Annotated in this window: 8 protein-coding genes; 3 read left to right on the top strand and 5 right to left on the bottom strand. The window is 48.1% G+C overall.

The features are described 5' to 3' along the window. Window positions 1-28: 28 nt before the first annotated feature. Window positions 29-616, top strand: coding sequence for a hypothetical protein (locus BLV50_RS11665; RefSeq protein ID WP_143038113.1), 588 nt, complete (start codon window positions 29-31; stop codon window positions 614-616). Between the two features lie 48 nt (window positions 617-664). Here the strand turns inward: BLV50_RS11665 and BLV50_RS11660 are convergent, their stop codons facing one another. Beyond that, window positions 665-2,170, bottom strand: coding sequence for an alpha-glucosidase/alpha-galactosidase (locus tag BLV50_RS11660; RefSeq protein WP_090807816.1), 1,506 nt, complete (start codon window positions 2,168-2,170; stop codon window positions 665-667). A gap of 232 nt (window positions 2,171-2,402) precedes the next feature. After that, the gene (locus BLV50_RS11655) at window positions 2,403-3,410 is read right to left on the bottom strand and encodes an AraC family transcriptional regulator (protein WP_256337939.1); all 1,008 of its coding nucleotides are present in this window, start codon (window positions 3,408-3,410) and stop codon (window positions 2,403-2,405) included. 183 nt (window positions 3,411-3,593) lie between these two features. Between BLV50_RS11655 and BLV50_RS11650 the strand changes: the two genes are divergently transcribed. Continuing rightward, window positions 3,594-4,196 (top strand): histidine phosphatase family protein, encoded by a 603-nt coding sequence (locus tag BLV50_RS11650; protein WP_090807812.1) that lies wholly within the window; start codon window positions 3,594-3,596, stop codon window positions 4,194-4,196. A 252-nt stretch (window positions 4,197-4,448) separates the two neighbouring features. On the opposite strand, the gene BLV50_RS11645 is transcribed toward BLV50_RS11650, so the two are convergent. Then, the gene (locus tag BLV50_RS11645) at window positions 4,449-6,791 is read right to left on the bottom strand and encodes a rhamnogalacturonan lyase (RefSeq protein ID WP_090808760.1); all 2,343 of its coding nucleotides are present in this window, start codon (window positions 6,789-6,791) and stop codon (window positions 4,449-4,451) included. A gap of 491 nt (window positions 6,792-7,282) precedes the next feature. Between BLV50_RS11645 and BLV50_RS11640 the strand changes: the two genes are divergently transcribed. Beyond that, window positions 7,283-7,747 (top strand): hypothetical protein, encoded by a 465-nt coding sequence (locus tag BLV50_RS11640; protein WP_090807810.1) that lies wholly within the window; start codon window positions 7,283-7,285, stop codon window positions 7,745-7,747. A 165-nt stretch (window positions 7,748-7,912) separates the two neighbouring features. Here BLV50_RS11640 and BLV50_RS11635 read toward each other — a convergent pair whose 3' ends face one another. Beyond that, window positions 7,913-10,345, bottom strand: coding sequence for a glycoside hydrolase family 6 protein (locus BLV50_RS11635; RefSeq protein WP_090807808.1), 2,433 nt, complete (start codon window positions 10,343-10,345; stop codon window positions 7,913-7,915). A gap of 549 nt (window positions 10,346-10,894) precedes the next feature. Beyond that, window positions 10,895-12,004: an efflux RND transporter periplasmic adaptor subunit gene (locus BLV50_RS11630; RefSeq protein WP_090807806.1), complete on the bottom strand. Its 1,110-nt coding sequence runs from the start codon at window positions 12,002-12,004 to the stop codon at window positions 10,895-10,897. Between the last annotated feature and the right edge of the window lie 18 nt (window positions 12,005-12,022).

The raw sequence follows: 12,022 nt of genomic DNA, 5'->3' as shown, positions 1-12,022 counted from the left end.
TTTTCTTCGTCTGGAAGATATTAGGGGGGTGGCTAAAATAAATTTTCTCATTACTATAAGAACATTGGCTTCACTCGTGTTCCTTACAACTTTGCTGATATTATCCGGCTGTAATCCTACTCCAAGTAACGGCACAAACGAACCTCCCTCTCTCCCATCGCCAGATACAAAGGAAGCTGATTTGGGTTCACTAGAGGAGAACGCTAAGGAATCTGGACCCAACTTACCCCAGGAACTGCCTACGCCAACTATCCAGAGCGAAAGCGGCATCTCTATTCCAGCTGTACAGGGCAGTTATTGCTGGGGAGGTATGTGTGCTGACTATGCAGGTGATGTGGAATTGCTGGAAGGTAAAGTACCTGTCTCGGTGTTGGTGGGCGAGAACATATCTATTAACTTGAGTACGGATGTACCGCCTAACGAATTCACTCTGGTTGAATATGTGAACGGGGAGGCACGTCCCATCTCTTTCCGAGAAGGATCATTCCAGTTTGCACAGGAAAAAGGTACTCATTATTATGGAGCCTTTATCGGCTGGTCTTCCCCAAAAAATTCGCAGGTTTCCTTGGGTGATACCTCTTTTGCCTTTGTAATCCGTGGTGTCGAAAAAAAATAGAACCAAACAAGGCCCCTCCAATTTTGGAGAAGCCCTACTCATTTTTATCTATTGTTGCACTTTCTCCCGATCTTTCCCTTTATCCGATTCACCCGCATTTTTGTTGGCGGCATCGCGATCCTGCTGCATCTCCTCAACGGTTTTCACTTTGAGACGTGCAGCACCTTCATATTCCTTCGTAGGAATCAGGTTGCCTGCAGCAAGTCTTGCTTCTGCCGCAGCAATGGCGTCACCATATTGAGGCAACCATTCGGCTTGAGCGACCAGCATCTCGTCAACCATTTGCCAGATTTCTTTTGGATTACATACCGCACCTACGAGTGGGTCCATCATGAACGCTTGACGCAATAGTTTGTCGTCACCATGTACCGCAGCTTCCACCGCAAGTCGTTGTACGGAAATGCTCACATTACACACGGCAGCCGGGCCGAGTGGCAGGTCGCCTACATGTGGCATCGAAATACCATTACGATCCACATATCCCGGTGCTTCGATGATCGCATCATCCGGCAGGTTGGAGATCACACCGTTATTGACGGTATTGAAGTGTCCGCGGTATACGCGTCCCGTTTCCAGCCCTTCTATAATGTAGGAACCATGTTCTCCGCCTCGTTTTTCCGGGGCGAATTGCATTGGCTCATCCTTCATCCAGTTCGGGAAATCAGTCTCAAACCAATTTCTTCCCTCTGTACATACACGCAGGTACCCGCCCGTCTCGCCGTTAATCCAGCTGTCCAGATCAATCCAGTCCTTGATCTCTTCCGGACGTTTGCGGTACCAAGGCACATATTCGCTAAGGTGACCATTCGATTCCGTACTGTAATAACCAAATCGGCGCAGCATATCAATCCGCACTTTCTCGGTACGGCTATACTCTGGATGTTTCTCGAAGGCTTGGAGCAAATCGCCTGTAAGGTCTTTACCTTCATGGGACGCCTTGATGTACCAGGTCTGATGATTAATTCCGGCACATACGATATCCACTTCATTCATTTTCAGTCCAAACACTTCCGCAATCTGGTGATGCCCATGCTGTACCCCGTGACATAATCCAATCGTGCGAACACCGCCATACTTGTTGCAGGCCCATGTCAGCATAGCCATTGGGTTGGAATAATTGAGGAGCAGCACATCCGGTGCGCTTTGCTCACGAATATCCTTACAGATGTCGAGCATCTCAGCAATTCCGCGCTGGCCGTACATAATCCCACCTGCACACAACGTATCGCCGACACATTGATCTACCCCATATTTGAGCGGAATATCCACATCGGTTGCAAAAGCTTCCAACCCGCCCACTCGGATTGTACACAGTACATACTTCGCGTCCTTGAGCGCTTCTCTCCGGTCCGTTGTCGGCTGAATCTGAATATTCAGTCCATTCTCGCGGATATCGCGCTGACACAGCTCGGTGACCATGTCCAGATTGTGCTGATTGATATCACAGAACGCAATCTCAATATTGTTGAATTCCGGTACCGCGAGCAAATCCCGCAGCAACCCCCGCGTAAATCCGATACTGCCTGCCCCGATAAATGCCACTTTAAACGACATGCACAGTTCCTCCCGTAATCCGAAACGATTGGCTTCGGTTAATGACTTCATTCAGTAACACTTGCAATTGAATTGAAGTTGCCTGATGAAATCATTGTAACAACGGTACATAAGGAAGCGTTATCAAAATCATGACTAGTTCACGAAGTAGCTGTCAAAAATCCTCACTTTTGTGTCCGAAGATCATTCAGCCTATCCTGCTCAGATAAAAACAGAGTACCTATTCCCCCTATTATTCCAGTGGATAATGACTGACATGTCGCTCCATCGAGGAACGGAATTCAACCGGAGTTCGGCCTGTATATTTCTTGAACAACATATGAAAATACTGTCTGCTCCCCACGCCAACGTAATCGGAAATTTCGGAGATTGGAATATCGGTCTGTTGCAGCAGCATCTTCGCCTTTTCCATTCGGAGCATCGTGAGATAGTCGGTAGGCGTGCGCTGCGTGTGCTGGCGAAAAATACGGTGCAAATAGCCTGGATGCAGATTCACTGCTGCTGCGATATCCTTCATTTGAATATTACGATCCATATTGTGATGCATGAATTCAATCGTACGTTTCACGTACAGCTCCGTCTGATCCAACGCACTTCGGTTGAATTCCCCGCGCAGTCTTGCGACCCGAACCAGCAGTTGGATAAACAACGTGCGTACCAGCGTACCTTGCTCAGGCGACTTCAGATCACGGGCTTCGCGATGATGCGAGCGTTCCTCCGGCGGAATAATCCGAATAGGTGCAGAAGATCGACCCTGCTCCATCAGTCCACGCTGATCCAGCTCCAGCACAAGGCTTTTCATAATGTGGTACACCTCTTCCGGGTCAGGCAAAACCAGATAAGGCGTGGCTTGTGCTAGAAAAGCATGGACTTCCTCCTCTTCCAACGCAAGCTGGCGAATGGATGGATGCCCTGGCTGCGATCTGGCAACTCCAAATTCCACATTGAGCATGCGGCACGGTACGCCATCCTTCACCAGCAGACGGTGTGGAACCCCTGCGTCCAGCAGAATGAACTGCCCTTTTTTTAATACTGCCTGTTCCGAGCTGCCATCCTGCATCTGTACATCGACCCGGCACATTCCCGAAATAATGTACATGATCTCCGTGGAATCATGATCGTGATAAGACATCTGGTAGTTGTCCCATTGCTTGTAATAATACGCGTAAAAACGCGGTCCATAGTCCTCTGTGCGCAGTTTCTCCTGAAACAGACTGCCTGTCCAATGTTTTGCTTCCAATGCCTGCACCTCCGTTGCTGCAACGATCCTCACTTTTTTCCATTGTAGCAAGTCTCGGCGATGTATTTCACCATGTAATTGAAAAATCATTGCGATTACAAATTAGATAAACATATAATTAGTTATAAATCTAATCAATTTTATTTTATTTAATCTAATCTATAACGAGGAGGTAGTGAGACTATGAAAACTACATTTTTTCTGGTGAGGCATGCATTAAAAGAAAAGCGCATCGGTGATGTTCCCATTACATCCGAAGGAGTAGCACAAGCTAAGTCGACAGCACTTCATTTGGCTAACGTACCTGTCACCAAAATCATTGCAAGCCCACTTCAAAGAGCGATCAACACTGCGGCACATATTGCTCTCCAAACAAACATTACAGTGACTGAAGACCAGCGTCTGCGTGAACGCGCCAACTGGGGGGACCTACCTGAACAAACCTTTGAAGAATTCATCGCGATGTGGGACAGATGCACAAGTGATCCAGACTACCTCCCACCTGTGGGTGATTCCTCTAAGCAGGCAGGCCAACGTTTGGCCTTTTTCCTAACGGAATTGACGAATGTAGAGCCACCAGATAGCCATATCGTTATCGTTACTCATGGCGGGTTAATTACGGATTTTCTAGTAAACACATTCCCAGAGCTTGAACTTAACGTCTGGCATCCTAATTTTATCGCCATGCAAAGTCAACTGATTCCCGAATGCTCCATCACCACATTGATTCATGAAAACGGAAAGTATACCATTCAAGATTTTGCATCCGTAGCACATTTGAAATGATGATGTCGTTTGTTGTTTCGGTTTGACCATATCAAAAAAACTCCGGGTAACCTCCCGTACGCCTAAACGCACCGAGGTTACTCCAGAGCTTCACTTTAATACAATAGTAAACTTCTTATAACAAAATAACACTGTTGGAAACACTTGGATTCAGGTTTTCCAAATACGTTCAACAGTATCAACATACTGGTATTAAGTCCTCAAACCCCAACCATCATAAGATCATCTGAGGATTGGGACACTTCTCAAATCTCACTTTTCACCCTTACCCGACTTGGGCGTGTCGAACTTCGGCAGCGTAACCTTCGACCAGTCGATATCCGATGCCATGTAGAAGGATGGGTAGGACGGCTGATTGTATCCACTGTTCTGTCCAGCAATGCCGACACGATACATCGCGTCGTGCATTAGCGTGTACAGTTTGCGATCAGTCTTTTCGGTGCTCAGGTAGATGCGGATCGCCGAGCTGTCCTCGGTTCTCACCAGCATCTCTTCCCGCCAATCCCCGAAGATATCCGCTACTAGAGATGGCGTACCCTTGGTATAATTGTTGGTCAACGTGCCGTTCGCGGTCAGCAGAGTTCCACGATTCCAATCCTTAATCGTAGGCGTAACATTAATGGCACCGTCCACGATTTGAGTTGTCATATCAGCGGCCCAGCGAATATTCATATTCGTGCCGGGAGCCTTATCGCTTATTTTCTCACCGCTGGCCGTCCACAGTCCCACAGCCCATGTCTCCAATCCGCGGCGGGTCGGGTCCACATCACCGATCATGCCACGTCCGGTATCTTTGCCCGTGTACCCGCCATAGATCACTTCCCCAGTCTTCGCATCCCGCAGGGAATATCCGTATGGTGCCCAAGGGCCACCCTCATGCACCATGAAGATCTCCAGCCCCGGACGATCCGGATCAATATCCGCTACATGAAGCGCATCCCCATGCCCCAGACGTGCAATCGTTCCCGGAGCAGCACTCTCCGCTGGCATCAGGTCCTTGGAGCTGTACAACACACTGCCATCATGATCAATCGTGGCCGAGCCGTACACAATCTCCTGTTTACCGTCTCCATCCACATCAGCAACACTGAAATAGTGCGCACCTTGCGTTGTAATGGAGCCATACTCTGGATCAGTACCGTCCACCCCATGCGGACCGTCATTGAACGGGTTCTTCATCGGTGTCCAGCCACTGTCGACTTTCCATTCACGTTTGAGCTTTTTGCCATCCCAGTTGTAGGCGACCATGGTCGAACGTGTGTAGTACCCGCGTGCAAAGATCGCAGACGGTTTCTTTCCATCTAGATATGCCACGCCTGCCAAGAAACGATCTACCCGGTTCGCTGGTTCAATACGCGCCATTGCGTAATCGCCCCACATCAACCCATCGTCCTGCCGTCCCGGCTCATAAGGAATGGTCTCCAGCTCTTTGCCCGACTCTCCTTCGAACACCGTTACATACTCAGGTCCATCGACGATAAAACCTTCGAACTTGCGCAGCTCATTCTTGTCACTGCGGCTTGGTGCATACACATCAATGAAGTAATCGGCCAAGCTCTCAGCATCCTTCTGAGACAATGGATAACTATACTTTTTCTCAATCCCAAAAGCTTCCTCCAACGTAGCAGGCCAGTTGCCCTTCACGACCTCTTCATGTTTATGCCAGTTTTTGAACATATCCACGACATGATCATAGTAGCCATCTGCACTTAAACGGTAATCATCTTCGTTGGAGTATCCTGCCTTGCGATCCTGCTTCGGAAGGGTAATGTATTTCTCGGAAGTGACCTTTCCCTTTTTGTTATATTTGATGATCTTCGTTCCCGGTGCAGTCTTGAACATCATCTCAGCCTTGCCATCCCCGTCAAAATCATAAACGAGCATCTGTGTATAATGAGCACCCGAACGGATGTTAACCCCGAGATCGATCCGGTACAACAATTGTCCGTCCAGCGTGTAACAATCCACGTACGTTTTACCGGTGTAGCCTTTTTGCGAGACATCCTTGGAGTTAGAAGGGTCCCATTTTACAAAAAACTCATACTGACCGTCCCCGTCCACATCGCCCACACTCATGTCATTCGCAGAATACGAGTAGGCTTCTCCCACTGGCGTCACACCATCGGCCGGTTTTTGCAAAGGAATATCGACGTAGCCGTTCGCCCAAGGTTTGACGGATGCACTGTGTTTACTCTCCTTGCCCTTCTTGCTTACCGCTGCCACTTCATAACGGGACGACGATTTGCCTGCGGCATCAACATAGTTGGTGCTGTCGGTGACCGTAGCAATCTTCTTTCCATCACGATATACGTTGAAATCCGTGCCTGTCAGACCTTTATCGCTATACCCTGTGGCCTCGTCACCAAGCAACCTCCAACTGAGAAAAACACCCTCGGAAGTAGACGCCGCAACCAGACCGCGATCAAGATACTCAAGCTGAATGTCTTTCAAAGAACTCCCTCCCTTATGTGACTGCATGCTGGCCTCTGCCGCGCTGTTCTCACTGGAAGCTGCTGCTCCGCTCGCACCCGCTGTTCCCGCAACGAGCAAAGCAACGCTTAGTGCCGAAGACAGCATTTTGGCTGCAAGTGGCATACGCACCTTCCTGCGATTGGAGTACATACCTGAAACCGATCCTTTATGTATCGGCGCTAATGTTTTGGATTTCATCGACCTTCACTCTCCTTGAGACAGAATGGGTGATGCTTATGGCTGTGCTTGATCGTTGCGACATCCGTCAATCCATACAGACGTTCATATCCTTCAAATTTTACTGAATGCGCTTACAAAAAGTGCAAGAGAAAAGCTTCCTCCTATACTGATTCTCTCGACTCTCCCCTTTCCATTTTGTCATCAATCAGAGCAGCTTCATCCTGCCCATCGGGTATTATTATAGACATCCTGCCTGCTGCTTACATAGGCAAATATCCGTCCAAAACGATCAATAATCAGTGTTGTTCAGGAAGGATTAATGTGAAAATATTACTTTCGGTTCAGCGGAGCAGCCGTTTCGGTTATTTTATATTCAAAATATTCCCTTGTATGCAATAATATAAGAGTACCTTATGAAGGCAGGGTGATTGAAGATGAGTTTCGAATTCTACATAGCAGCAGATCGTCCAATTCCCGAGATCAAACTTAGAGGACAAGAGATTTTAACTGTAGGGGATATGATTCGTATGAATGTTCCGGATGGCCTGATTCCTTGGAAAGAAATGAATGAACATGCAAAGGTTCTTTATGGTGATCCGGTAGAGTCTAATCATTTTCACATAGAAAGTGCTTCATATGCTTTAAAAATCATGAGCAAATATACTAATCTCAATCATATTTATAAATTTGATGTTCCTCCAATAGATCTAACGAAGGAATTATATAATTATGTTACTACACTTAATAAAGAAATAAATTTGGAAATCTGGCATCTCTGGTTTGGCTATGATTATGAAGATGAAGTCATTACAAGAAAAAACTTATCCCGTTCCACTCTTACTCTCTCTGATTTTGAAGCCCCTCTCCATGAGAGTTGGTGCATAGCTATTAACAGTTGATACGTGAAGCTGAAAATAACAGCAAGGGCGTTCCAAGGTCATGAACATGACTTCGAAACGCCCCTACTTTATGTTGGGCTGGAAACGCCCTTATGACCTTCACTGCATCAGATCATCTTACTCGCCTTAATTACTGAACACTTCGGCCATCATCTGGCCACCCTTTTAAGGCTCAATGCCCCAGACCAGGGTACCGCCTTTGTAGAGGGTCACCTTGTTCCAGTCCTGATAGGATGTTTTGGTTGGATCGTAGGAATAATCATTGGTTTCATCTAAGTTGCTCCAGTCCGTTTTGTACATGCGGAGCTGGATATCTCCGGATTGTCCACCTGCCTGGATCGCGCCTGCTCCAGAAGTGAAGCTCAGTTCCACATAGGAATCAGTGAACGTACGCTGGATGTTGGCTCCGCCAACCTGAGCGTAATCGATAGCAGAGTCCATCGCTGCGGTACCTTCTTTGGAGAAGTAATAACGGATTTTCAGATCACTCAGATTTACAGCCGTGTTACCTACGTTTTTGATGTTGAAATACGGTTTGATTTGGTTATCTGCCGCGTTGGTATCTCCCGCACGATATTGCAGAACCAGGTCACTGGTCGGAACAACTACACTTTGCGGTGTTGCAGAAGCTGCGGCAGAATTGACACTTTCCCCGGCAGCGTTCACGGCACTAACCACATAATGATAGGTCGTTCCATTGGTCAGACCCGTATTGGTGTAGGATGTGCCGCTCACATTGGCAGCAACCGTAGTGAATGGACCCGATGCACTCAACGCCCGTTTCACGTTATAACCTGTCGCTCCTGCCGAAGCCACCCAAGTCAAGCTGATTTGAGCATTGCCTGCCGTAGCTGTCAACGCTGTTGGTGCAGCAGGGGCAGTCACACCTGCTACTGGTACCGCACTTTTTACAGCCGAATTCACACTCTCACCCGCAGCATTCACGGCACTAACCACATAATAGTAGGTTGTACCATTGATCAGACCTGTGTTGGCATACGATGTGCCTGTCACGCCCGCAGCAACCGTAGTGAATGGACCCGACGCACTCAACGCCCGTTTCACGTTATAACTAGTCGCACCTGTAGAGGCTGTCCAGCTCAGGGAAACCTGTGCGTTGCCTGCTGTCGCAGACAGTGTTGCCGGAGCTGCTGGAGCTGTCGTTCCACCCCCTCCACCATTGCTGGCTGGAAGAACAGGGAATGAGTTTTGCACCAGCATGACGAATTGGTCATGGAACCAGTGACCCGACACTGGTGCGTTAGGCAGTGCACCCGTCAATACACCATCACGAGTTGTAAAGGTTGGATCACACATCCGGTCGAAGCCTTTTCCTTCGTTGTTCGGAATTTCCGAGCTGGAGCCATCAGACTCCCCTGGAGGTTTGACCCATACATAGGCATCCAGATGGGCTGGTCCTGGTGCTGCTTTAGGAGCTTCACCTATGCCTGCTCCACTGTTATTACACCAGTTCCCCCGGTGATCGCGCTTATCCACACGCCCGGAGTTCACGTACGTGTTAATATCACTGCCTGTGGCAGACGTTGGACGATTCACCCCGCCCCATCCATTACGGCTGGTATCAATGAGGAAGCCCGTGCTGGCCGGCCAACCAGCTTGTACAAATCCGCTATACAGTGCCGCAGTGAAATCGGTTTCGTCAAAGTAAGGGTTCCACTCATAAAACTTGGAAGACTTGATCGGTTGTCCGCCGATGTTCAGATCGGGATTAGGCAGATTCGGTTCATTCAGCGGTGTGCTATTCGCTGTGTTCGTAATGAAGCCATCGGCGCTATTCAGACCTGCTGCTGTTCCTTGGACAACGCTGGTATACAGCGAGATTGCGCCTGTACGGTTGTTATCCCAACCAAGCCAGCCGGAGTGACCAATATCCAGGTAGTTGTACACATTCGGAATAGCATGCAGCTTTTCCAATGCGTATTTCACGCCAGCTTCATAGATTCCTGTTGAACTCGCTTGGGCACAAGCTGGTGTACTGAGATTAGTTACCAGATTGGGCAGACTGTCCGGCTCAATGATGGCGATGATGCGAATGTCCTGATACTTGGGCTTTGCAAAAATATCGGCAATTACATTGATATAATCATTTTTATACGTCTGTAGGGCCGCCTGTGTTAGTGGAAGTTCACCATTGGATGCAAGGGCATGACAATCCCGCCCAGGTAAGTTGTAAATAACGAATGAAGCGGTAATTGGAGTACCTGACTTCTTTTGTGCCAAGGCGGCATCCAGATGCTGCTCCACACTTTTGCGTCCGGCATTGTCTGTTCCACCATTAATGGCAGCAATACGGTCGATCCAGACTGCCGTTGGATAGGATTTCACCGTTTCCATCTTGGCTTTTAACGCTGCATCACTGGTGAGAGCAATGGACGTATCCACGAGAGCGGAATAATCCTGGTTTAAATACGACGTAGCTCCGACAAACGGATTATCCACATGCGCTTCAGCCGCCTGACTCACTCCTGGAGCCATGCCCGGGAAAATGCCCGCCGCGAGCAGCGTTGCTGCCAGCATTTGTTTTACACTTCTGCGAAGCACCTTTCCGCCTTTCGATAAGGTTTTCGATTTAGTCATTAGGGTTCCACCTTTCCTGTACTTGGATTGGGTATATACTCATGTCTGATCCTCTGTGTCGGCAAGATGCTATGCACGGTAGAGAACGTATGGATGAGCTGTAGGGACTTCACCTCCATGAATGTAGTTCAATTGGGACAAGCCAGGTCAACAACAATAAGGTGTGAAACAAGAAACAGAAATGGTGTCTTACACTGAGGTTAAGGGACAAAGCAAGGGGGATAACATCTGTAGGTGTGTGCGGGTGATCTTTGGTGAACGGCTTTCAAGGCATTGCTCTGACTTAATTAAAGTAAGCGCTTACTTTTAGAGTTTTAAAAAAAGGCTTACCCTCGATACAAACCTCACATCGCGTGTCCACCTCCTTATGAATCGATTATACTCCATGTAAATATTACTGTAAATTGAATTTATTAAATTTTATTATATTTAATTCCATAAAGCAGGCAGGAATTCTGAGATGTGCCTCCCCAAGCCATAAACAAGGCTCATCACGGGCTTTTCTCCCGTGATGAGCTAATTGACATAGCATATTCTCATGCTATTTTTTTATGGAAGCACAACAATATCTCCTGGTTTCAAGCCGTTCAATACTTCAGTCTTGTCATCTGTCTCGATGCCTGTTTGAATCGTCTGCTGTACATATTGCCCGTTGCCCTGATCCAGCATCACATATGCCGTATCCTGATCTCGCATGACCGCCAGCGTGGGAACGACCGTCGCTTTCTCCTTGCGCAGCGTTTCAATCTTGCCCTCCAGACTTAATCCACCGATCAGCTTGGCGTTTGGCTTCAAATCAATGACAATATCGAATTGGGAAGGCTGCTTCAGATCTGTTTCCGTTCCCTTTTTGGCAAACTTGGAGATTTTGATGACCTTTCCGGTTAACGGAACCTCCTTGTTTCCCGTCATATGTACACTTACAGGCATGCCTGTTTGGATTTTGAATAGCTCCTGCTCGCTAATGGCCGCCACAAATTGTAATTTGCCTGTGTCCACAATGGTACCCACATACTGACCTTCGCTCACCATACGTGTCTTGGTCTCCGTATCGTTCATCAGAAACACACCGGATACCGGCGCGTACACGGTGGATAAACCCATGACCGCTTTCTTGGCCTGAACCTCCTGCTCCTTTACGGCGATGGATTCCTTGTTCATTTCGTTGCTCAGTCGTTTTGTTTCCCGCTCGGCGAAGGCTTTCTTCCGTTCTTCTTCAGTAACCCCCAATTGCTCGGGACCCTCTCCCTGAGTAAGACCAATCTCATTCAATTGAGCTTCCAGCCTCGATTTCTCAATATCGGTCTCCAACTGCTGCACTTCCGTCTGCAATGCTTTCGAATCAAGCGAGAACATGACGGCTCCCTTGTGAATGGGCTCCCCATTCTCCACATTCCACTGCTTTATCTTCGAGGCAAAAGGAGCGTACACATCCGTCTGTTTGGCATAAGCCGACTTGCCTTTGACCTGAATTTCCTGCGTGATCGTCTCCTGTGTGACTCCAAATGTAATGGGCTGCGGAGCCTCGATGGGCGCTTCGGGTACCGGTTTATATTGCTGGTACAGAAAATATCCAGCGCCTGCGAGCAGTCCGATCATGATGATTCTCTTTATCCATTTGCCTATTGCCGAATTCTTCATTGCCGTATGTCCCTTCATTGAATCTGTCTGGTGATT

The sequence above is a fragment of the Paenibacillus sp. 276b genome (genome assembly GCF_900107875.1).
In the GTDB taxonomy this organism is placed as follows: domain Bacteria; phylum Bacillota; class Bacilli; order Paenibacillales; family Paenibacillaceae; genus Paenibacillus; species Paenibacillus marchantiae.
Note: the sequence above shows the minus strand (reverse complement) of the source record. Positions and strands in the feature narration are given on the sequence as shown.